Origin of the sequence: Moellerella wisconsensis, from assembly GCF_022592395.1 — a bacterium.
Lineage (GTDB): Bacteria > Pseudomonadota > Gammaproteobacteria > Enterobacterales > Enterobacteriaceae > Moellerella > Moellerella wisconsensis.
On record NZ_CP093242.1, the window covers coordinates 1,658,775 to 1,682,052 of the forward strand.

General features: G+C 36.9%; 19 protein-coding genes. 10 read left to right on the forward strand and 9 right to left on the reverse strand.

Going from position 1 to position 23,278, the window contains the following annotated elements; genetic code table 11:
- Positions 1-50: 50 nt before the first annotated feature.
- Positions 51-926 (reverse strand): 4-(cytidine 5'-diphospho)-2-C-methyl-D-erythritol kinase, encoded by an 876-nt coding sequence (ispE, locus tag MNY66_RS07465; protein ID WP_241501805.1) that lies wholly within the window; start codon positions 924-926, stop codon positions 51-53.
- Positions 923-1,552 (reverse strand): lipoprotein insertase outer membrane protein LolB, encoded by a 630-nt coding sequence (gene lolB, locus MNY66_RS07470; RefSeq protein ID WP_420915523.1) that lies wholly within the window; start codon positions 1,550-1,552, stop codon positions 923-925. Before lolB ends, ispE begins: the two co-directional genes overlap by 4 nt.
- A 951-nt stretch (positions 1,553-2,503) precedes the next feature.
- Here lolB and hemA point away from each other — a divergent pair.
- The 10 genes from hemA to MNY66_RS07515 all read left to right on the forward strand — a co-directional run bounded on the left by hemA (position 2,504) and on the right by MNY66_RS07515 (position 10,985).
- On the forward strand, positions 2,504-3,766 hold the full coding sequence (gene hemA, locus MNY66_RS07475) for a glutamyl-tRNA reductase (protein ID WP_047255939.1): 1,263 nt from the start codon (positions 2,504-2,506) through the stop codon (positions 3,764-3,766).
- A gap of 31 nt (positions 3,767-3,797) precedes the next feature.
- Positions 3,798-4,880: a peptide chain release factor 1 gene (gene prfA / locus MNY66_RS07480; protein WP_241501806.1), complete on the forward strand. Its 1,083-nt coding sequence runs from the start codon at positions 3,798-3,800 to the stop codon at positions 4,878-4,880.
- Positions 4,880-5,731 (forward strand): peptide chain release factor N(5)-glutamine methyltransferase, encoded by an 852-nt coding sequence (gene prmC / locus MNY66_RS07485; RefSeq protein WP_241501807.1) that lies wholly within the window; start codon positions 4,880-4,882, stop codon positions 5,729-5,731. The genes prfA and prmC overlap by 1 nt, the downstream gene beginning before the upstream one ends.
- A complete protein-coding gene (gene sirB1 / locus MNY66_RS07490; RefSeq protein ID WP_047255936.1) occupies positions 5,715-6,524 on the forward strand; it encodes an invasion regulator SirB1 in 810 nt (269 codons plus the stop codon). The genes prmC and sirB1 overlap by 17 nt, the downstream gene beginning before the upstream one ends.
- Positions 6,525-6,583: 59 nt before the next feature.
- The gene (kdsA, locus tag MNY66_RS07495; RefSeq protein WP_047255935.1) at positions 6,584-7,438 is read left to right on the forward strand and encodes a 3-deoxy-8-phosphooctulonate synthase; all 855 of its coding nucleotides are present in this window, start codon (positions 6,584-6,586) and stop codon (positions 7,436-7,438) included.
- A gap of 8 nt (positions 7,439-7,446) precedes the next feature.
- Complete coding sequence (gene mnmL / locus MNY66_RS07500; RefSeq protein WP_047255934.1) at positions 7,447-8,349, forward strand: tRNA modification radical SAM protein MnmL/YtqA; 903 nt, start codon at positions 7,447-7,449, stop codon at positions 8,347-8,349.
- A gap of 331 nt (positions 8,350-8,680) precedes the next feature.
- On the forward strand, positions 8,681-8,821 hold the full coding sequence (locus MNY66_RS07505) for a hypothetical protein (protein WP_156171021.1): 141 nt from the start codon (positions 8,681-8,683) through the stop codon (positions 8,819-8,821).
- Between the two features lie 125 nt (positions 8,822-8,946).
- The gene (locus MNY66_RS07510) at positions 8,947-9,213 is read left to right on the forward strand and encodes a hypothetical protein (RefSeq protein ID WP_241501808.1); all 267 of its coding nucleotides are present in this window, start codon (positions 8,947-8,949) and stop codon (positions 9,211-9,213) included.
- A gap of 193 nt (positions 9,214-9,406) precedes the next feature.
- Positions 9,407-9,550 carry a hypothetical protein gene (locus tag MNY66_RS18050; RefSeq protein WP_197076001.1) on the forward strand — a complete coding sequence of 48 codons (144 nt, stop codon included), beginning with the start codon at positions 9,407-9,409 and terminating at the stop codon, positions 9,548-9,550.
- A 367-nt stretch (positions 9,551-9,917) separates the two neighbouring features.
- Positions 9,918-10,985 (forward strand): linear amide C-N hydrolase, encoded by a 1,068-nt coding sequence (locus tag MNY66_RS07515; RefSeq protein ID WP_052956442.1) that lies wholly within the window; start codon positions 9,918-9,920, stop codon positions 10,983-10,985.
- Positions 10,986-11,319: 334 nt separating this feature from the next.
- On the opposite strand, the gene MNY66_RS07520 is transcribed toward MNY66_RS07515, so the two are convergent.
- From MNY66_RS07520 to MNY66_RS07550, 7 genes are all read right to left on the reverse strand, one after another.
- Positions 11,320-13,359: a hypothetical protein gene (locus MNY66_RS07520; RefSeq protein ID WP_241501809.1), complete on the reverse strand. Its 2,040-nt coding sequence runs from the start codon at positions 13,357-13,359 to the stop codon at positions 11,320-11,322.
- Positions 13,360-13,420: 61 nt separating this feature from the next.
- Complete coding sequence (locus MNY66_RS07525) at positions 13,421-14,527, reverse strand: hypothetical protein (RefSeq protein WP_047256851.1); 1,107 nt, start codon at positions 14,525-14,527, stop codon at positions 13,421-13,423.
- A gap of 27 nt (positions 14,528-14,554) precedes the next feature.
- Positions 14,555-18,379, reverse strand: a complete 3,825-nt coding sequence (locus MNY66_RS07530; RefSeq protein WP_241501810.1) for an Ig-like domain-containing protein — start codon at positions 18,377-18,379, stop codon at positions 14,555-14,557.
- A 359-nt stretch (positions 18,380-18,738) separates the two neighbouring features.
- Positions 18,739-19,641 (reverse strand): hypothetical protein, encoded by a 903-nt coding sequence (locus MNY66_RS07535; protein ID WP_241501811.1) that lies wholly within the window; start codon positions 19,639-19,641, stop codon positions 18,739-18,741.
- A gap of 13 nt (positions 19,642-19,654) precedes the next feature.
- Positions 19,655-21,463, reverse strand: coding sequence for a lipoxygenase family protein (locus tag MNY66_RS07540; RefSeq protein WP_241501812.1), 1,809 nt, complete (start codon positions 21,461-21,463; stop codon positions 19,655-19,657).
- A 64-nt stretch (positions 21,464-21,527) separates the two neighbouring features.
- Entirely contained in the window at positions 21,528-22,484 is a 957-nt protein-coding gene (locus MNY66_RS07545) for an Ig-like domain-containing protein (RefSeq protein ID WP_047256854.1), read from the reverse strand.
- Between the two features lie 30 nt (positions 22,485-22,514).
- Positions 22,515-23,246 carry an Ig-like domain-containing protein gene (locus tag MNY66_RS07550; protein ID WP_241501813.1) on the reverse strand — a complete coding sequence of 244 codons (732 nt, stop codon included), beginning with the start codon at positions 23,244-23,246 and terminating at the stop codon, positions 22,515-22,517.
- Positions 23,247-23,278: the final 32 nt, after the last annotated feature.

Consider the following 23,278-nt stretch of genomic DNA (forward strand, 5'->3'; position numbering starts at 1 on the left):
AACCTCAGGCTTGCGTCCAGAGAGATATTGTTGACCAACTTAGCCAAGGCTTATTGGTTCAATACACGGGTTATCCCAGCGCGGAATCTGTGCAATGGTGATTCATTAACCCCTCGGGCAATAAACCCCTGCACCCACGATGGGGCTTCATTATACACCTTAATGGCTTCAGCTTGTGTTTTAAACTCAGAAAAAACACAAGCGCCAGTTCCAGTCAGGCGAGACGGAGCATATTCTAACAGCCATGAAACGAGCTGTTCAACCTCACGAAAACGTTTTCTTGCGATCGGTTCGCAATCATTTGCGTACGGAGCCAGTAATAATGCGGCTAAACAGCGTTTTGGAGAATTTCGATTTAATTTTGGATCTGTGAAGATTGTCGGGGTTGGGATCTCAATTCCGGGATGTGCGACCAAATACCATTTCTCTTCGGGGTCAGCGGGGGTTAATATTTCACCAATTCCTTCGGCGAACGCTGCATGTCCTTTAACAAATACCGGGACATCTGCCCCTAATGCTGCACCGAGCTCCGCCAGTGTCTCATCTGAGATCCCCGTTTGCCAGTGATAATTAAGCGCAATTAATATTGTTGCGGCATTTGATGAGCCGCCACCAATACCCCCGCCCATTGGCAGAATTTTCTTTATCGCGATATCTGCGCCAAAAGGCGCCTGTTGTGAGCAATGCTGTTGGCAATAATTTTGTAATGCATAGGCCGCTTTCAAAATCAAGTTATTGCGCGGCTCGACGCCAGGCATATTGGTTAATAACCGCAATTGATTATCTTGACGTGGGGTTACGGTAATCTCATCACCGTAATCAAGAAACTGAAATAGCGTTTGTAATTCATGATAGCCGTCTGCACGGCGGCCCGTGATATACAAAAATAAATTAAGTTTTGCCGGGGAAGGCCAAGTTAACGTCATTTGTTTAGTGTCCAACTATCCATTTTCAATTTAATACGCTGTTCGCCTTGGCTTAGCTCTAGTCGGCTCGGCAAACTTGGCTGAGTTTGGGTATCATACGCTAAATAATCTAACTGCCAAGTGACCCCATTTTGGGTAAAAGTGATTGATTTGAGCAGGTGATTTTCATCTAACGTATAGTGGGTTGCACGGCCAGGTAAACCAATCAGCCAAGGCGTGAGGTCATTAATCGGAATTTCCATACCGGTTAGCTGATAAATTAATTCTGACGGTACATCGCTCAAATGTGTTTTACCGTCTTTGGTGGTCAATGTGGCTAAATCAGGCTCAACTGCCAATTCTAATTCTCGAGTACCAATTGGATTGGTGAGCATTAAACGATAATTTTGTGGGGTATATTGCTGCCAGAAAAACTTGGCGTAGGTTTTATTCTCTGGGCTGATATACGCAAAAGAGCCGCGCGTTTGATATTGCGATAAGTGGCTCAATTGTTGCTGATGTGTTTGCCATTGGGGATCGTTCACCGAACCAGTTCCTTGGGTGGTAGCTTGTTCGGTGAGGGTACATGCCGTTAATAGTACACTGGCAAGTGGCAGTAAACGCCAAAAGCGAGAAAAATGACACATTTTGGTCATTGTCGATGATATGACTAGGGAAGTTGCGGTCTGAGCAGAATGAGATGACATTAATTATCCTATATTCTCTATAGACTGATATTGGCGATATACCGAAGATTATATATCAAGTTACAGATACTTGGCTGTGTTGGCTAGCTAATATGCCTGGTTTTAGGTTCATTATTTTATCGGCATGTTACTATCGATAGTGGTTGTGAGAAATAGTTTTTGAACGAAATAGTTCTTGAGTAAATATGATTAAATTCATGCAGATTTACGTGATCAAACTCGTGAGTTCTAGGTTGCTGCTGTTACAGTCCTTTAATTGCAAGGCGGCATCAAGTAGAATAATGCCAGTTAGAATGATAAGGTTACCAGCCTATTTTTGGCAATAATAATTTGGCGAGTGCGATAAAAACCATTATAGGCAAAAGAATGGATGAAAAACAGCGGATAAAATTAGCTTCATACGAGCTTGTCATCTGATATGTCTGACAAAAAATTGTGTAATAGACTATAAAGATGTGTAAAATATTCGGCTGTTGTTAGTGTTGAAGCTCTGATGCTATCTAGCAGTTCTGATGCTATATAATAGTGGCGGTACGTGAAATATCTCGACTGTGCTGTTATTGTAGAAAAGCTAGACCATAGACAAGATGTTAAGCTCAAGTCTTAAACTAAGATTTTAGTGGGTAATTTAATTAATAAAATAAAAGCTCATTTGGTCTTTTAAATCCGTTATTAAAAATAGAAAATAGAAAGTTAATAAATATGCGATAAAAGCATCGTTAATCGCCAGTAATAAAGTAACAGGCTGTAGCTATTATACTTACTGACTGTTTTGACTATTAATGTGGCTTTATCCGTTAAAATAACAATTAGCCACGGGAACAAGAGAGGTTACCGCCAATTGTCTCCGTTGCCAGCAATCAAAATTATGTCGTTGAAGCCAGTGATCTTATGACTCTGTTAGCCTTTGGTATTAACCACAAAACAGCGCCTGTATCGTTGCGTGAAAAAGTCACCTTCGGTCCAGATAAAATTGATCATGCGCTTGATGATCTGCTCCAGCAACCTGAGGTTAGCGGGGGCGTTGTGCTGTCTACGTGTAATAGAACTGAGCTGTATTTGAGTGTTGCGGCTCAAGATAAAGCCCATGAACAACTAATTAGCTGGTTGTGTCGCTATCACAATATTCAGCCTAACGATCTAAAGTCTAGTATCTACTGGCATCAGGGTAATGACGCGGTCAGTCATTTGATGCGAGTCGCTAGTGGACTTGACTCATTAGTGCTCGGCGAACCACAGATTTTAGGGCAAGTTAAAAAAGCTTTTGCGCTTTCACAGCATAACCATGCGCTATCTAGTGATTTAGAGCGTTTATTTCAAAAATCTTTCTCGGTGGCTAAACGTGTACGTACCGAAACTAAAATTGGAGCCAATGCAGTCTCGGTAGCATTTGCGGCTTGTACGTTAGCGCGCCAAATTTTTGAATCTCTAAATCACTTAAATATTTTGCTGGTGGGAGCCGGTGAAACTATAGAGTTAGTTGCTCGTCATCTGCGTGAGCATGGGGTAAAACGGATGATGATCGCTAACCGTACCCGTGAACGTGCTCAAGCTCTGGCCGATGAAGTTAACGCCGATGTTATCTCGCTTGCTGATATTGATACTCGTCTATCAGAAGCAGATATTGTGATTAGTTCGACCGCCAGTCCGTTACCGATTATGGGTAAGGGCATGGTTGAGCGCGCAATGAAAGCTCGACGCAATAAGCCTATGTTATTGATTGATATCGCTGTTCCTCGAGATATTGAACAAGATGTCAATAAGCTTCGCGATGTGTACCTGTATACTGTTGATGATTTAGAAACAATTATTCAGCAGAATTTAGAGCACCGTAAAGCCGCGGCGATTGAGGCCGAATATATTGTGGCTCAAGAAAGCCGTCATTTTATGGATTGGTTGCGCTCGCAAGCCGCGGTATCGACAATCCGCGATTATCGTGCTCAAGCTGAGCAGGTTCGTGCACAGATGACAGAAAAAGCGTTAGCCGCTATCCACCAAGGTGCTGATGTTGAACAGACTATCAAGCAGTTAACTCAACAGTTAACCAATCGTCTGATCCACGCACCGACAAAATCACTTCAGCAGGCCGCCGGAGAAGGAGATCTGGAGCGTCTTAACCTACTCAAGGGCAGCCTAGGGCTGGATCATCAATAATCACTTTTTAATCATAGGTCTAATATAACCAATGAAGCCCTCTATTGTCGCGAAACTGGAAGCATTACAGGAACGCTATGAAGAAATTCAAGCGCACTTGTCTGATGCTGGTGTTATTTCTGATCAAGATCGTTTCCGTGCTTTATCCAAAGAGTACGCCCAACTTGGCGATGTCGCCAAATGTTTCCAAGCATGGACTGGCGTACAGGAAGATATCGAAACGGCAGAAATGCTGCTCGATGATCCTGAAATGAAAGAGATGGCTCAAGAAGAATTAAAAGACGCCAAAACACGTAATGAAGAATTAGAACAACAGCTGCAATTATTGCTGCTGCCTAAAGATCCCGACGATGAACGCAATTGCTTTATTGAAATTAGAGCCGGCGCAGGTGGGGATGAAGCCGCTATTTTTGCCGGTGATTTATTTCGTATGTACAGCCGTTATGCCGAATCTAAACGCTGGCGTATTGAGCTAATGAATGCTAACGACGGTGAACACGGTGGATTTAAAGAAGTGGTAGCCAAAATTTCTGGCGATCATGTCTACGGTCGGTTGAAATTTGAGTCTGGTGGGCATCGTGTTCAACGGGTACCAGAAACGGAATCACAAGGGCGCATTCATACTTCAGCTTGTACTGTGGCTGTATTGCCAGAATTACCAGATGCTGAATTACCTGAAATTAGCCCAGCAGATTTGCGTATCGATACTTTCCGTTCATCAGGCGCCGGCGGTCAGCACGTTAATACTACCGATTCAGCCATTCGTATTACCCATTTACCGACCGGTATTGTGGTGGAATGTCAGGATGAGCGTTCACAGCATAAAAATAAAGCCAAAGCGATGTCTGTGCTGGGGGCGCGTATTCGCCAAGCAGAATTACAAAAACGCCAAGAAGCCGAAGCCTCAGAACGCCGTAATTTATTGGGTTCAGGCGACCGCTCAGACCGTATTCGGACCTATAACTTCCCACAGGGACGAGTCACTGATCACCGGATTAATCTGACTATCTATCGCTTAGATGATGTGATGGAAGGTAAAATTGATGAGTTAATTCAGCCGATTATCAACGAATATCAAGCTGATCAGCTGTCTGCATTATCAGAGCAAGATTAATGGATTTTCGCCAGTGGTTACAGCAGGCGACCGTGCGTTTGGTCGCCAGTGACAGCCCAAAACGGGATGCTGAAATTTTGTTAGGCTATGCCACGGGGCGTAGCCGAACCTTTATTGTCGCGTTTGATGAAACTCAGTTATCGACGGATGAACTGGCTAAACTTGAGATATTATTGACGCGTCGACAGCAGGGCGAGCCGATAGCTTATATTGTGGGTCAACGCGAGTTTTGGTCATTACCCTTGCAAGTTTCACCGGCGACATTAATCCCTCGTCCGGACACTGAATGCTTAGTTGAACAGGCATTGATGCGCTTGCCTGCCGATGGTACTGGCAACATTCTAGATTTAGGGACAGGAACCGGGGCAATTGCATTAGCGATTGCATCGGAACGCCCAGGTTATCAAGTGCTTGGTGTAGATATTAATCCTGATGCTGTTGAACTGGCATTATTAAATCAACATCAATTGCAGATTAAGAACACGAAATTTATTCAGAGTCATTGGTTTTCTTCACTTTCTTCCACTCAATTTGATATGATTGTCAGTAATCCCCCATATATCGATAAGGAAGACGAGCATCTGCAACAAGGAGATGTTCGATTTGAACCGTTAACGGCCTTAGTGGCCGATTTTCAGGGATTATCTGATTTAGCGTGGATTATTGACCATGCAAGTGATTATTTGGTGAATAAGGGTTGGTTACTGCTAGAACATGGCTGGCAACAGGGCGAACAGGTAAGACAGCTCTTTAACCTGCATGGTTATCACCATATCGCCACCTGTCAGGATTATGGTCTCCGCGATAGAGTATCTGTAGGTCAATGGAAGAGTGATGAAAAGCATAGCTGATTTAGAATTTAATACGGTACCTTTATGTGAAGGTATTCTTTGGGTATCACAGATGATCCGCGGTGATTTTCCTATCGCTCGGGTACAAACTCAACTTGATGAACTGGTTGAGCTTGCCAAAGCATCCTTATCACCAACTGCCGATTATGAGCAGAAAATCCAGCAGCTGATCGATCTATTTTATCACGACTGGTTATTTGGCAGTGCCTCAGGAGTTTATACTCTGTCTGACGTATTATGGTTAGATAATGTATTAAATTCTAAACAGGGCATGCCAGCGTCATTAGGCGCAATTTTTCTGTATATTGCTCAGCAGCTCAATTTACCCATCAAGCCGGTCATTTTCCCGACCCAACTTATTTTGTCGGTAGTGCGTAAAGATAATAGCGATTGGTATATTAATCCACAAAATGGTGAAACCTTAACCCGTTCATTATTAAATAACTGGTTAAAAGGCAGTGTGGGGCCGTTGGTGCAATTGGCCGATTATCCGCTAGAACAGGCTGAGCATCGATTAATTATTCGTAAATTATTCGACACTATGAAAGCGGCTCTGATGGAAGAGAAAAAAATGGAAATGGCGCTGAAAGTGTGTGAAACATTGCTTCTTCTGGAGCCAGAAGAACCGTATGAAATTAGAGATCGTGGCTTAATTCTGGCTCATCTCGATTGTGATCATGCGGCATTACCCGATTTAACCTATTTTGTAGAGCACTGCCCAGAAGATCCGATTGCTGAAATGATTAAAATTCAGATTTATTCGTTAAACGATCAACCTGTGGTACTACACTGATCAAATTTTATTACGCAATTCTTATTAGACAATCCTTGTCCTGACATAAAGGTAAAAATATGCAACAGAAAGTGGTTAGTATTGGTGATATTAACGTCGCAAACAATTTGCCGTTTGTTCTGTTTGGCGGAATGAATGTTCTCGAATCTCGTGATATGGCAATGCAAGTTTGTGAACATTATGTCACTGTTACTGAAAAACTAGGCATTCCTTATGTGTTTAAGGCATCATTTGATAAAGCTAACCGTTCATCAATTCGCTCTTATCGTGGTCCAGGTTTAGAAGAAGGTCTAAAAATCTTCCAAGAATTAAAACAGACATTTGGGGTGAAGATCATTACTGACGTACACGAGGCTTATCAGGCACAACCTGTGGCTGAAGTGGTGGATGTGATTCAATTACCTGCATTTTTGGCGCGCCAAACTGATTTAGTTGAGGCCATGGCAAAAACAGATGCGGTGATTAATATTAAAAAACCTCAATTTATCAGCCCAGGACAAGTCGGTAATATTGTCGATAAATTCAAAGAGGGCGGTAACGAAAACGTCATTTTGTGCGATCGTGGGGCAAATTTTGGCTACGATAACTTAGTGGTCGATATGTTAGGTTTCCATGTCATGATGCAATCATCCGGCGGTTGCCCGGTCATTTTTGATGTTACTCATTCTCTGCAATGTCGCGACCCATTTGGGGCGGCATCAGGCGGTCGTCGTGGACAAGTTGCTGAGCTGGCACGTGCCGGTATGGCGGTCGGTTTAGCGGGTTTATTCCTTGAAGCGCATCCAGATCCAGATAATGCACGTTGCGACGGGCCTTCTGCTTTACCATTAGCCAAACTTGAGCCTTTCTTGGCACAAATTAAAGCTATCGACGATTTAGTCAAAAGTTTCCCAGAACTGGATACCGAACGTTAATTTAGCCCATGCAGCTTAATCAAGTTGTAACCATGTTCGGCGCTGATCTCCAGCGCCGATATGGTGAAAAAATCTATAAAATCAATCTTCACGCTGGCTTTAGTTGCCCAAATCGTGACGGTACTCTCGGGCGAGGAGGTTGTACATTTTGTAATGTTGCTTCTTTTTCCGATGAGACGGCATCGTCTCGTACTATCAGTGAACAAATTGCCGGCCAGATAACTCGAATTGACCGTGCTCGGCGTTATTTAGCTTATTTTCAAGCTTATACCAATACCTACGCCGAAGTTTGCAGCTTAAAAACCCTGTATGAAGAAGCCTTACAGCATGCGGATATTGTGGGCTTGAGCGTAGGCACACGTCCCGATTGTGTACCGCCAGCGGTGATTGATCTGCTGTGTAATTATCGCGATCAGGGCTATGAAATTTGGTTAGAATTGGGATTACAAACTGCGAATGATAAGACCTTGCATCGAATTAATCGCGGCCATGATTTTGCCGCGTATCAGCAAACAACACGGTTAGCCCGTCAATTAGGTTTAAAAGTATGTACCCACTTAATCGCCGGTTTACCGGGCGAAAGCGCATCAGATAATCTACAAACTCTAGAGCGGGTACTTGAATGTGGCACAGATGGCATAAAACTGCATCCTTTGCATATTGTCGAGGGCAGCATTATGGCGAAAAGCTGGCGCAATGGGCGTTTAGCCACCTTGAGCCTTGAAGACTACACTGCAATAGCCGGCGAAATTATCCGCCATACCCCAACAGAAATTATTTATCATCGAATCTCCGCCAGTGCCAAACCGCCGACCTTATTAGCCCCACAATGGTGTGAAAACCATTGGTTAGGAATGAATGCGATTTATCAATATTTATTACAATACGGTGCTCAAGGTTCCGCGTTATAATATTTGATAGGCAATTTTTTTTCTTACCTTTCATTTTTCTTAGCATAAAATCAATAAGATAGGCGATGTTGAATTATTGGCAGAGTGCGATACTCTCAGTGAAATCGCGCAGCGTGGCGAGGGATAATTTGCTTGGCTTGATGATCCTGCCAATATTTATGTTACCGGTAATAATGGTCAATTAAGCTTAAAAACGGGGCGGAATATCAATCTGAACGCTAAATATGTCGCTAATTTGGCTTACGATAGCAGCCTCAGTTCGGGTGATAATATTAATCTTAATGCTACACAGGTAAAATGATCGTAGCCGAGGCAACCTTACGGTTCAGGGATGCCAATTGAAGCTATCACATTAGAGGCTAAAAATGATATCGATTTACGCGGTGTCTTCAATATTCAAAGAGTTGAGGGGAATAATAAAAATACGGCAATGACATTGGCGGACGGCAATAGCCCAAGGCCAGAGTATTAATGCTAGCGTGAGCCAAGGGCAAGGTTTTGAGCAGGCAATAATCTGTTTCCCACCGATACCGAAGTCAATGCCGATAAACAGCTGACACTTAACAGTGTCAAAGATACCATCTTAATAGGGCTCAAGTGAGTGATGAAACGATTAAAACTAATGCGGGGGATGAGTCATTAAACTTCAATACCAGTAAAACTGAGATGCACAGCAATTATCAATCGGTGGATAAGCAAACAGGTATCAACGCGGAGAAAGGCGGCTTTGATATTACGATGGGCAATCATACCCAACGCGATGGCGCGGTGATTAGTAGGACAGCATACGCGAATAAAATACGCTGGATGCTGGTAGCTGTATTCTGTGGCGGTGGCAAGAGAACAGCTGATTATCCGCGATAAGGCGAATCAGAGTTAAAATATCAACCGATTATGCTGTCAAACCAATAAGGCATATCAAAAGCTGGATACTATTTTTGATAAATAGCAGCAAATCAATGAATCAGGCTGGGGTGTCGGCGGTGATGATAATCGACGGATAGTCGAGGCAGGCTGCGCGTTCTCAAGCTTAGCCGCAAGTATAGCTGGCGGCTTCGTGGGTGGTGATACTACCCATGCCGCCACTGCAGTTCAATCAGGAAAGACTACGATTGAGAATAGCCAAGTGATGCGAAAATTAATACTGATGAATATAAAGTCGCAAATATCTCTCTTAATACAATCGATAAAAATAAATTAGCTAATTCAATCACTCAGTTTCGTATTAATATCCCAAATGATACTTCGAAAGCAGGTTGGGAACATGTTACTAAACGAGAGATTAAGACATAAAATAAATTAACTTTAGGCTTTATTAATTATTTAAAGATGACATTGTCGTATATTTTCAATCTGAAATTGTCAATTTACATGTATTGATTTTATAAAAATAATAAATATCTATATAAAATATTACTTTGTTATTTTAAGAGAAGGTTAATATAATTTATTGCATTATATTTTATTGGGTAATATTTTTTAGTAAGTTAGAGTTTCATTGTATTTTTTGCTATTTATATCTTTATCTTCTAAAATAAAATGATGATTATATATAAGGTGAAAATATCATGTGTACAAATTTTCATTTAAAATCTCAAGATAATACTATCGTTGTTGGTCGTTCAATGGATAATGAAATGTTAATGTCTCCAGCTTTTTATATTCACCCGAGAAATAAGCCATTGGTTAATGAAGGTTTTTTTATTGGAAATAATAGAGGAATAGCTTCACAGAATTCAATTTATGGATATGTAGGTATTAATATTAATAGTTTAAGCTCACCAAATAAAGATCTATTTAATAAACTTAAGGATATTAACCTCCGAAATATTGTTGTTGATGGAATGAATGAAATGGGATTAAGTGCGGGGTTTTTATATATGCCTGGGACTAAATACCAACAACCTTTTAATAAAAATAGTGATATTAAAATTCATCTCTTATGCCATTGGGTACTAGCAAATTATGCTGATGTCTATGAAGTAAAGAAAAAACTACCGGATCATCATGTGTGTTGGTATCTAAATCTTGATTTTCTGTTTCCATTTTATCTTGCTGTTGTAGATAGAATGGGGAACTCTATTGTGATTGAATTTAAAAATGGAGAAATGTTGATTTCAGATAATCCAGTTGGAGTATCAACTAATGAACCATGGTTTGATTGGCACTTAGAAAATCTAAATAATTATGCATTTTTACATCCTTATACTCAGAAACCTTTTATGATGGGAAAACATAAAATTTTACCATTCGAGGGAGGAGGAAGTTTTTCTCTGCCAAATCAGGGGAGTTCTGTGGGGCGTTTTGTACATACTGCTTACCAAAAACATTTTTTAATTGAACTAAAAGATAGTGATGATGCATTTAATGCAGCTACCCATATGTTAAATAGTATAGACCATCCTCCTGGTATGATTTTAGATATTGAAAATTCTAACGAATCTATTGAAGGTAAAATTGATGTAACTCGCTGGGCGGCGATCAAAAATCTTACTGATGGTATTTTTGCTTTGAGAATTTATAATAATATGCGTTTCCGAGCTATAGATTTAGCCAAAATAGATTTTAATACCATTAATGCTCAAATTCTTGAATTATCTATTTTATCATCAGTTGAATTTATTGAACCGAAATAATTTTAATATATTATTGTATATGAAATGTATTTTCTACAAAATATATTATCTAGTTAGAATGATAAATAATTTCAAGTCAATCTAATATGATAGAGGTTTCACTAATAGATAAATTATGACATATATGTTCTATGTAATTTATCCATTCGATTAATAGCTGTTTTTTTATATTTTAAATATAAATCTGAGCTACTATATAGATATGACAAACATTTAAATTAATAGGAGGTGCTTAGTGAGTTTAATATGGCTTGAAAAGGTATGGTTAGTAATTAAATATATATCTCCCCACATGGAAATCAAAGAAAATAAATTCAACAAAATATGGCTGGTATTATTTAAAAAATACATTAGTTGAAATAATAGAACCGGAGCTTTCTGGGAGTGTTAATATAACAACCACATCTTCAATAACAGTATTTACAAGATCTATTTGAGCAGACTGATCCTCATTAAGAAGAATATCTGCTATTTGAGATAAATAACCAACAATCTTAGTACTACCAGATACAGCTACTCTCACGAGTGTAATAGGTCTTTTAAGTGCACTTTCTATGTCGGTTATTAAATAGAGAGAACAGGGCATAACGCCATCTGCTAATGCATTAGTAGATGATGCCCATGCAATAAATTTTCCTTGTTGGCCGTAATATGATTTAAATTGAGTAACTGCACTTGCTTCTATACTTGGGTTAGATTGTACAAATCCATCGACAGTGACTACGCCAGATAATGGTGAGCGTAACTTAAATCGTGCTATTCCAGATTCATTTAATGTTACTTTATAATCACTGCTTCCTGACTCAGCAAATTCTGCGGGACGAGAGCAACTCATTATAATATTTGCCCCGGGTGTTCCTGATAGTACACCATAATTAAACGGATAAACATGGGTCGCATGATAATCATGCGGTGGAGCCCCGGTTGTTAATGATATTTTTAAATCGGGTTTCTTAATCATATTTAGTTTTACATCTGATACTTCAGAATAATTAAAACCTTGTGAATTAGCATAAGCTACGGAATAAAAAGCGAATAACACTCCTTCATTCCCTACCAAAATTACGTTATTTAAAGGTAAAGTTACATTAATAAAACCATCGATAATATTTTGTGTGGATATATTGTGATGAATTTTCCAATTTGATTCTAGTATAGGTAAATTATCTTTATCTTTACCTGATACATGTATAATAACCGAATCATTTAATATCAAATTATTATATTTAACCTGAATAATAGCACCATTATTTTCGATTATATCATTTAGTAATAATATTCCATTGATTGCCTGCGTAAATGTAGGGGGTGGTAATATTTTATTATTTATATCTACATTTACAGTGCCAAAATATGAAGATGCTGTAGTGGCATTAGTCACCGTATAATATGAGTCAAAGCGACCTGTTCCTAACAGAATTGCAATATTTTTTGGGAAAATAATATCAAAATATCCATTATTTATATGATTAGCATTTATGATTTCGTTTTGTGATAAGTTAATACCTGAAACGCTTTGTCCTTGAGTATCAAATCCATAGATAAAAAGTTTAATATTATCATTAAGCATTATTTTCGGGTATGAGGCTCGAACTCTTACACCATTTTTTACTTCATTGAGTGTTAACCAACCATCAATATTATCGATAAAGATCGGTGGTGGTAATACTTCTATAGGTTTCAAGTTTAACAAAGCATGCCCAATTTGCGACCATTCTGTTTGTCGTTGAACTCGATTGACAACATATCGAGATTGGCATTTTCCACTATTAATAATAGTAAGATATGCTTTGGGTACTAAAATATCGAATCCGTCAGAAATATCACTTTGTAATATTATATGAGAGATATTATATTGCGTTCCTGGAACAATATTTTCGTTATTATCTAATGTCCAGTACATAATATCAATAACTTCATTAATACTGATATTAGGATATGCTGATATATGAATATGAGTTCCATTATTTAAATCAATTGATTCTTGTATGATCACATTGCTACTATTAGCATCAATAAAAATCGGCGGAGGAAGAACCCCTTGATTATATCGGTCAATAATAGCCCAAGATATCGGGGAATAACTAACATTTTCTGCAATATCAATTGCTGTATATTTAACCAGATATCGTCCATCTATTATTTTTTTCTCATCTAACGATAAAATAATTGGAAAATCAGTTAATGGATCTTTAATTAAGATGAAATAAGGTTCAAAATTTCCGAAATATAATCTTATTTCATCACCTTCTTTAGCATTTTCATATTTTAAAATTTCAACATAAATCTTACCAGATATTTCAATATCATTTAAATTTATTACGCCATCATCCATTTGTGGCAAGTATGGTGGAAATATAGATTTATTTATCATAATTAACCCATTAAGCTAGAAAAAGCTACCTTGCCATGAAAAAGGTAGCTATATAATTATATTATTTTTTAGCCGGAGGAATTACATCAACAAAGTACTTTGAGACTAGATTACTTGTATGCGATTTTCCATCTTCAACTAAGTTGAGAGAATATTTAACTTCAACAGAGCCTTCACCTATAGTATTAAAGAATCTACGATCAACTCTACGTTCAATTTTATTAAATATTTTTGTTTCATTATTATAATCAGTTGGAGCTAATTGATAATACATTGGTGAACCTATCTTTTCATTTTGAGTGTTAAACCCTTGCAAAGAAATTAATCCTGTTTTGTTGTTATCTATTGTTGCATCGACAGTTGCACCTGCACTTGTCGTAACTTGTGGCCATTCAGTAATAAATAAAGTTACTCCTCTATCAGACATTACTTTATTTACATACCCAGTATCAATAGCTTCAACAATAACAACAGGCCCTAAATCATTAAGACCTTCAGCGCCTCCACCATTAACTCGCTCAACATTTACAATATTTATATGTGAAAACTGAGCATTTTTAGCGCCATCAACAACATAAAATGATATTTCATGCGGACCATTTTCTAAAATACCTTCTTGTATTTTAATTACAAAAGTTTCTGTCCCTTCATTTATATGGAATTGCTGTATTGAATTTTCCCAACAAAAATATAATTCAGCCTCAGATGAAGCAGAAAAAAGAGTATATGCGTAAACACCTCGTTCAACATCATCGTCATCGATGGTTCCATCTAACATCGCAGGAACATTTGGTTTCGCTAAAAATCTAGCCGGATCTATAAATTCAAGTAAGACTGCATTGGATTCTTTTTCACCAATGATAGCAATAACATCAATAATAATTGATTCAGCTGGAGTTGATGGTGGGGAACTAGATAAATAGTATTTTAATTCTAGCACTCCATTTTTATTGCTTTGAGCTTCAGGATTATGATGTTCAAAAGTTATTATTGTTGATGGATTGCCAGCATCATCAAGAAATTTAAGAGTACCTGTAGCATTTTCTACTGGCTGTCCTGTTTCATCGTAGACTGTCGCATAAAATGTTTTAGTAATATGTTCCCATTCACTTTGAGGCCATTGACTTGTTGCTAATTCTAATTGAATACGTTCTATGGCTCTTTTCATATATATCCTCATAATAAAAGTTATTAATTATCGTGCTACACATAAAGTGCCAGCTGGATTAGCTTGTCCTTTAATAATTAATCCGTTACGTGCGTTTATTGCTCTTCTATCTGAACCTGAAACTTCAGAAGACCAACGATCATAACTAGTTAAACCATAGGCGGTTAGATTACCCCATTCATCCCAAAGCACCCCATTAGGCTGACGAACTGGCGAGCTATTTTCAGTTAATGTCGCGCTAGTTAAGCGATTTAATATAACTAAATCTGAATTATTATTATTGCACCAAGTATGTGCATCAAGAATCATCATCGGAGTATCGCTATAGAGAAACCAATTTTTTATAATAAAAGTGAATTCACTTTTATTATTAGGATATTCTTTATCTTGAGCTGTAATTGTAATTTTCTCATTTGATTTTTGTAATAAAGTTACAAATCCATTATTGTCTACATTTGCATTATTAGAATGACTACTCTTCCATAATATTTTATTTTTATTAGATGGTTTTCCATTAATTAAAATTTGGAATTTTGCATTTTTAAAACCAGAATTAGGGAAGATACTATTTCCTGGCGTTGCTATTTGATATACAGCCTTATTCACATTGACACTATCAATCTTTATATCTATTGGTTCTCGCTTAAAGGTGACATCGGCGGTTTTGTTGGTGCTATTGGTGCTGGCGGTGACCTGACTGATACCGGTGAGGGTGTTGGTCAACGTGGTTACGGCGGTGCCGAGATTGTCAGTGTGGACCGAGTCGGTTATTACCGTCGCACCGTTAGTGGCGCTAAAAGTGACAGTCTGATCTGTGACGGGATTGCCCGCGCTGTCGGTCACGTTGGCTTTAACGCTGTTGGTATCAATACCGTTGGCGAGCGCATTGTCTTGGATCACAACCAAGGAGTCGATTTTGGCCGTGGTGCTGTCAGCAATAAAGGTGACATCGGCGGTTTTGGTGGTGCCATTGGTGCTGGCGGTGACCTGACTGATACCGGTGAGGGTGTTGGTCAACGTGGTTACGGCGGTGCCGAGATTGTCAGTGTGGACCGAGTCGGTTATTACCGTTGCACCGTTAGTGGCGCTAAAAGTGACGGTCTGATCTGTGACGGGATTGCCCGCGCTGTCGGTCACGTTGGCTTTAACGCTGTTGGTATCAATACCGTTGGCGAGCGCATTGTTTTGGATCACAACCAAGGAGTCGATTTTGGCCGTGGTGCTGTCGGCAACAAAGGTGACATCGGCGGTTTTGGTGGTGCTATTGGTGCTGGCGGTGACCTGACTGATACCGGTGAGGGTGTTGGTCAACGTGGTTACGGCGGTGCCGAGATTGTCAGTGTGGACCGAGTCGGTTATTACCGTTGCACCGTTAGTGGCGCTAAAAGTGACGGTCTGATCTGTGACGGGATTGCCCGCGCTGTCGGTCACGTTGGCTTTAACGCTGTTGGTATCAATACCGTTGGCGATCGCATTGTCTTGGATCACAACCAAGGAGTCGATTTTGGCCGTGGTGCTGTCGGCAACAAAGGTGACATCGGCGGTTTTGGTGGTGCTATTGGTGCTGGCGGTGACCTGACTGATACCGGTGAGGGTGTTGGTCAACGTGGTTACGGCGGTGCCGAGATTGTCAGTGTGGACCGAGTCGGTTATTACCGTTGCACCGTTAGTGGCGCTAAAAGTGACGGTCTGATCTGTGACGGGATTGCCCGCGCTGTCGGTCACGTTGGCTTTAACGCTGTTGGTATCAATACCGTTGGCGATCGCATTGTCTTGGATCACAACCAAGGAGTCGATTTTGGCCGTGGTGCTGTCGGCAACAAAGGTGACATCGGCGGTTTTGGTGGTGCTATTGGTGCTGGCGGTGACCTGACTGATACCGGTGAGGGTGTTGGTCAACGTGGTTACGGCGGTGCCGAGATTGTCAGTGTGGACCGAGTCGGTTATTACCGTTGCACCGTTAGTGGCGCTAAAAGTGACGGTCTGATCTGTGACGGGATTGCCCGCGCTGTCGGTCACGTTGGCTTTAACGCTGTTGGTATCAATACCGTTGGCGATCGCATTGTCTTGGATCACAACCAAGGAGTCGATTTTGGCCGTGGTGCTGTCGGCAACAAATGAAATATCTGCATATGCATTTTTTCCTGATATATTTTTCAGATTTGCATTAATTATTGTATCAACAACTTTATTACTTCTTATTTGTGTTGTGAGTGAGCCTTTACTGTCTGTTTCGCCTTCAATGGTCGAAAGAATTGCATTATCAACATTAAATTCTATTTTTTGGTGTTCAATTGGAGCACCGTTGCTATCTGTTAATATAGCAGTTGCTATGATTGCGTCATTTTCGTTTGCTATTGCATTATTTTTGTCTGTGCTGAGTGTTAAAATAGATGACTCTAAAGAAGGCGCGGTCACAATAATTAACATTGATGCTGTATTAGAGTTATTTCCATTAATATCTGCGGCATTAGCCTTAAGTTGATAAGTATTTTTGCCGTTATAGTCATAGTCTGGCAATATTACTTCAACAATTTCTTTTCCTGTGTGTGTTGTGATCCCTCCCGTTGGAAAATTACTGTCATCCCAATTGATACTTTTTATTATATATTTTGATGAAACAAGCGCAGTCACTAATATTTTATCTCCTCCATGGCCTGTTTTAGATTTAGGGAGTGATAATTTAATTAGTTCTTGCTTTTTGTAATCTAATACAATTTCATTATTTCGATTAACTAGTTCATAACGGCTTTGGGAAAGCTGTCGTATATTATCAACATAAGTGCCTGATAATTGATTTTGTAATGACTCTCCAAATCGATAATTAATTTGTAGATTAAGTAAAGTATCTTCTTTATGGCTTTTACCCATCCGATGATCAATGCCCACAGTAACTAAAGAAAATGGTGTATAATTAGCTCCAAGTGTAAATGCATATGGATCCTTCTGGCGTTCATTCTTATCAAAAATAGCGACCTGATCACCTTGATATACTTCGTAAACTAAATTAGCGCCAATGTGAGGATAAAAGGATAAATAACCTTCAGCTCTGATATCAAATCCGTTAGCTGGTCGTTCATTATAATCGGTAAAATCACGAGATTGATGCCAGTTAGTTAACCCGATGTATTGATTCGCTGATAATTTTAAATAGTCCCTCCAAGCTTCAATACCCAAGCCTAGACGCTGATTTCGTCCAGTAATATCCGCATCAAAAAAAATGTTACTACCGAGCATCCAATTGTTTTTAATAAATATACGTGTTCCCAAACCAGAATTTAAAGTTGTACGATCATTTTTATAACGACCACCTAATTGGGTATAAAATAATATTTGCTCGGAATCATAAAAAGGAATTAATAAATCTAACTCACTGCCTTTTAGTGAATAATTATTATCGATAGTAAATGAACCTTTTGCCGTTCCGAATTTGCTTAGCCAGCCATGAACTGATTTGTTTGCATTGTTGAGTATATAATCCTTCGATTTATCTTCTACGATCCCTTCAATATTTGAATTATTTTTCAATAAGGATATTGCCTTCGTAATATTATTTTCAATTTTTATTGGTGAGATTTCATTATTATTAGGTTTTAAAATTTGATTATATGGTAATATTTTTTTTGGAACATCAATAACATCACCTAAAGATAATTGTTCAAATGGTTTTGAAAATGTACGATAAATATTTATCAACTTTAGTTCTTCAGCAGTTAATCCATATTGCTTGGCAATTAATGAAGTATTTTCATTGATTTTTAATGTGTATGGCTTAGTTTCAATCTGATTATTTTTTAATGAAATAATTTCTTTTTTTTCAAAATTTATTGTTAAATCCGTTTGCGTAGACAAACTTATAGATATAAATAATTGTAATATTATCAACAGATAAGAAATTAAATGGTTTAATTTATATAGAATTTTTTTTTCATGCATCACAAAGTTACCTAACATTATTAGTTTAGCTTATAGTATATACACTGCCAGTAGAGTTAAATACTACCAATGATCACAAATTCGATCTAAAAATCTGTGGTTATCCAGTATATCGACAATAAGATCTATTTATTTTGATCTAAGTAGCATTAAGTTGTTTTGTGTGCGGCTAATTATTTAACATAGGCATGGAGGCATTATCATTTTTGCTATATTTTCGTATCAATTAATCTTTATTGACATCAAAGGCATTAACAATAACTATTGATAATGCCTTAAAGTGGTGTAGCGTCGGCGGTAAATAAATAATTAAGTTTATAATCATTCATTTTAACATTATGAGAAGAACCTCTGTCCAAATTATAAATATATACTTTGCTCAGTAATTGATTATGTTCAGCGGTCCAATATTCTTTGTCTTTTCCCCATCCTTGGTATGTGCTCATAATCCCCCATTCTCTAAATAATAAATCATAATCTAATTTCTTAAGAATATTATGAGATTTGGCTTTATTAATTAAATCTTTATAATTAACTTCATTGTGACTAATAAGTACATATTTTTTTATTTTAATAGAGAAATCAATACTTTCTTGTGTGATTGAATCAATACAAGTAAGAATGTTTTCTTTCTTTATTTCATTTGTAATAGTAACCTTTACTTCACTTTTAGAGATATTTTCAAATGAGAATGCTGAGGGCTCATTATCTGCAGACCATGTTAAACTACCATTATCATGACCTCCTTTTGTTTTAATATAGAAAAAGGCACCATGCCAACAAATAGAGGGTTCATTTTCAGCGAAGGTATGATTAATATTATATACACTATCTATTTTTAATATGGGTAATTCATTATAAAAAGAAATGTTAATAGATTGAGATATATTCTCCTCATTAAATAAACGGCATTTAATAGTGTTTTTTTCATCTTTATTATTTACTATGTCAATAATAGTGTAACCATTTTTTCCTGTTTTTGTTTTATATATCGGGGTGTTAACATTTTTAAATAGGGCATTGCCATCAGCAATAAGAACTATATCAACTTCAGGTAATTCTATTGTCCCGTCATATGTTATAACTTTTATTTTGGCAGTATCAGATCCATTGGCTTCTGCTTGAGCCTTAATTAATTCTAGTTTTAAATTTATATTATTCGAGGTGGATTTCTTCATTAAATTAACTCCTTTAAATATTAATACTGGCAGGAATATTTTCTGGAATTAAATATTCATATGGATATGGACGTTTACCATTTCTTTCTTGAATAATTTTTTGTATATTAGCCAAGTTTTTCCTGAATTTATCTAATGGGCCATTTTTTTTAATGATTTCATGATCATTAAAGACAAGTTTATAATTTAAACCAATATATTCACCAAGCTTTCCATGATATAACTCACCTAATAAAGTATAGATAATAATTTTTTGGCTTGCTCGATATACTTTTGGTAGCATATCTAACCATTGTTTTTGTGTACTACCGGTGACAGATGTCGGTTTTGGATATGCCATTGTTCCAATTGTATGTGGAGCATACATTAGCCAACCAGGTTGAGAGTAATTAACAGCAGCATGCTGTGCTGATGAAGTGAATATGATCATAGTTAAAGTATCAATCAATTCATCTTTAGTTTTAATTTGAGTAAACCCTTTAACTTTACCATTATCAATAATATCTTTTACCCAGGCTTGAAATGATTTATCAAGACTTAGCTCAGTACTAGTTACATAGTAAATATTAATATATTCTCTAACCCAATCTTTAATTGCATGCCATATTAACAATCCATCATCTCTATATGGATAACTTGGTAAAGCATTTATATCATCGACTTTACGTTGTTTTAATGCTTCAGGGAAATAATGAGCCTTAAAATCATAAGATAATCGTATGTCAATAACGGCTTTAGCCATATTTTCTAAAGGAGCAGCAAAAAGCATATCAACAAATTGATGTTCTCCTAATAAAGCTAAAGTTGCATTATGATTTATACGGTTAGTTGCTTCAAAATGTGTAATTAATAATCGATGTAAGGGATGGTCTTTAGGTAATTTTCGTAATGTAGCCAATGCAAAGGCTTCCATTAATAAGTGAGTTAAACCTAGATGAGTTGATAACTGATGTTCAGATTCATCAGCTGCCTGTATCACATATTTTGCTCTTTGCCATGCCCAGTATCTATCGCTATTGACATCTTCTGTTGCTAAAAACATTTCGTTATTATCATCAGGATCTTGTCCACATTGTATAGCAACAGCCGTAAGCTCTTTTGTTTCTAATGAAACTGAAAATAATGCTATAGCAGCATACGAATATCCAGGCATTGGGTTTGTACCAGGAGAACCTTCTGGCTTTGTATATCCATCCTCAGCAACGACTCCTGATAAATAGCTATAATTTAACATGTAAATTCTATTTTGCTTTAATGCATTAGATAAAGAATCATTTTCTCCCATAACAAATTGATATTGTTCATTAGATAATGGAAAATTTGAAGGGAGATCAGATACTCCAATTAATGCAACTGGATTGGCTCCAGCGATGCGTTGATATGCAAATAAATCATCATTATGTAAATAGTCAGCTACAAAAGGTTTTACTATTATTTTAAACAAATTGTTATATAAATCTAATCCTAACTCTTTATTTTCTTTAGGAATTAAATTTATAATATTCGTCCATATTGATTGTATCTTTTCATTCTCCACTTCATTTTTATTATTTATTAATGAGGCATAACAATGAATTAAATCATCAACTAAATTATTGATTTTAATTTTTTTATCATTGTCATTATTTAAAATATCATTAAATACACTTTTAAAGTTATTTTGAACTTTATTTACTAATAATTCTAAATTTATATCATATTCCGCCCTGGGTCTTAATTCAATCGGTACATCTATTCCAGGTGGTTTATCATACATTGGAATACCGATGAGAGGGGCAATGTTAGTAGACCATTTATATTCATCATTATCTGTATTTTTCATTTTTTAGCTCACATTTAAAGTAAATAATAGCTTTCATTGGATTAATAAAAGCCGAATAAATATTTTATTTTATTAAATTCCTACCTGAACGATATGCGTGAAAATGCTTAGTAAATGAACCGTGTTCAGAGTATCGAAAAGTACCGTCTTTAATATTAGCCACAGTTGCTTTACCTAGAGTGCTATATTCATTAGTCCAAAACTCAGCAAGATTAACTGCGTCTGTTTCTATAATATCCGTACTTAATATTTTTTGTTCAGGGCTAGTGCCTAGTGACCATTGTGGATATACAGTCAGATCCCCCCATTCCTTATGAATATCCAAATAGTTTATAGGAGATAATAAAGCATCATCATGTAGGTTTATGGCTTGAGATAATGTTCTTGTTTTATCCAAACTAGGTGCGATATAGAGTTTTATAAAAAATGAAAAGTCATCATGATCACTAGTTATTTTATCAGTAACAACAATTTTCACTGCTTGGTATTGATGTGATTTTATAGTAATACCAGCACTAGAATTATTTAATGATTCTATATCAACTTCAGCAACGGCACCTTCAACCTTCCAATCGAGATCTCCAGAGCCTCCAGTCGTTTCAATAGTAAAAGAGGCTCCAGCCCATGCAATTGTTGGTTGTTCGGCAGTAAATGTATGATTTCTATTATGAATACTTGTTATTTTTAATTTATCACTTGTAGGTAAAAAATTAATTTCTTTTGTTTCCAGTTGATTAGGGTCATTTAAAATATAAGTCTTTACCGTAATTGATTCAGAAACTGTGTTTGTAATATTAATAACAGCTTTACCATTACCATCTGTAGAAGTACGAAATAAAGGTGAATTATTTTCCTTTATAATAGCATTTCCATTAACTGAAAATACAATATCTAACTTTGTCGCAGGTAGCATGGTTTCTGATTCAAGGATATAAGCTTCAACTATATTTGTACTCGCACCATTTGCTTGGGCATTATCTTGAGTAACACGTATAGTAATTATAAAATTTTGATCTGCCATTTTTTATCTCATATGTTAATTTAAAATAAACTATTCAGTAAATATGATTATATTATGTAATGATATATTTTCATTTTCACTAAGAAAGGCAATAATATTAATATATTGGATTGTGGTATTTATAATTGAAATGTTAACTTCTCCATTTGAGTCAGTTGTTTTAGATAAAAATGAACTGTTGTTTTCTAAGAATAAAGCGTCACCATCTGCTGATATTATTAATTTCATGTTCTTAATTGGGGTTTTATTTATTATATCTACTACTGTCAGTAATATTTTATTTGAATCAATACCATTAGCTAATGAATTATTTTTTATAATATAAGATGATAGTTGAAGTTTATTGTCGTTATATGATTTTGACTCTTCATTTAAATTAGAGTGATTTACATTTCCATAAACCTCTTGTGGAATATCATTAATATTACTTACATCGCTGTTTTCACCAATGATACTTAGTGTTCCATTATTAAATAGACTTATAAATGTATCTGGTGGTGTACCTCTTGTTATTTGATATCCTGCTTTTGTTTTTATAATGGAATTTTTTTGAATTTTAAAATTATTATTATTCCACATAACTACAGTGCTTAATTTTGAAATGGCAGAAAAACCACCAGTTGAACTAGAAATAGAGATAAAATTATTAATATGTAATATTTCTGAAGGTATTTTTCCACCAAAATTATTTGCTCCCCACGTGTGAATAGTACCATTTTTTAATAAAATGCAAAATGCAGCGTCAGAGGAACTTATTGCCACTATATTATTAAGTTGTTGAATATTATTAGGTA

Coding starts and splice junctions, on each gene's coding strand:
- lolB (WP_420915523.1), bottom strand. CDS start 1,552: ATGTGTCATTTTTCTCGCTTTTGGCGTTTACTGCCACTTGCCAGTGTA.
- sirB1 (WP_047255936.1), top strand. CDS start 5,715: ATGAAAAGCATAGCTGATTTAGAATTTAATACGGTACCTTTATGTGAA.
- MNY66_RS07520 (WP_241501809.1), bottom strand. CDS start 13,359: ATGATAAATAAATCTATATTTCCACCATACTTGCCACAAATGGATGAT.
- prfA (WP_241501806.1), top strand. CDS start 3,798: ATGAAGCCCTCTATTGTCGCGAAACTGGAAGCATTACAGGAACGCTAT.
- hemA (WP_047255939.1), top strand. CDS start 2,504: ATGACTCTGTTAGCCTTTGGTATTAACCACAAAACAGCGCCTGTATCG.
- ispE (WP_241501805.1), bottom strand. CDS start 926: ATGACGTTAACTTGGCCTTCCCCGGCAAAACTTAATTTATTTTTGTAT.
- MNY66_RS07505 (WP_156171021.1), top strand. CDS start 8,681: ATGCCAATTGAAGCTATCACATTAGAGGCTAAAAATGATATCGATTTA.
- MNY66_RS07515 (WP_052956442.1), top strand. CDS start 9,918: ATGTGTACAAATTTTCATTTAAAATCTCAAGATAATACTATCGTTGTT.
- kdsA (WP_047255935.1), top strand. CDS start 6,584: ATGCAACAGAAAGTGGTTAGTATTGGTGATATTAACGTCGCAAACAAT.
- MNY66_RS07545 (WP_047256854.1), bottom strand. CDS start 22,484: ATGGCAGATCAAAATTTTATAATTACTATACGTGTTACTCAAGATAAT.
- MNY66_RS07540 (WP_241501812.1), bottom strand. CDS start 21,463: ATGAAAAATACAGATAATGATGAATATAAATGGTCTACTAACATTGCC.
- MNY66_RS07535 (WP_241501811.1), bottom strand. CDS start 19,641: ATGAAGAAATCCACCTCGAATAATATAAATTTAAAACTAGAATTAATT.
- MNY66_RS07525 (WP_047256851.1), bottom strand. CDS start 14,527: ATGAAAAGAGCCATAGAACGTATTCAATTAGAATTAGCAACAAGTCAA.
- prmC (WP_241501807.1), top strand. CDS start 4,880: ATGGATTTTCGCCAGTGGTTACAGCAGGCGACCGTGCGTTTGGTCGCC.
- mnmL (WP_047255934.1), top strand. CDS start 7,447: ATGCAGCTTAATCAAGTTGTAACCATGTTCGGCGCTGATCTCCAGCGC.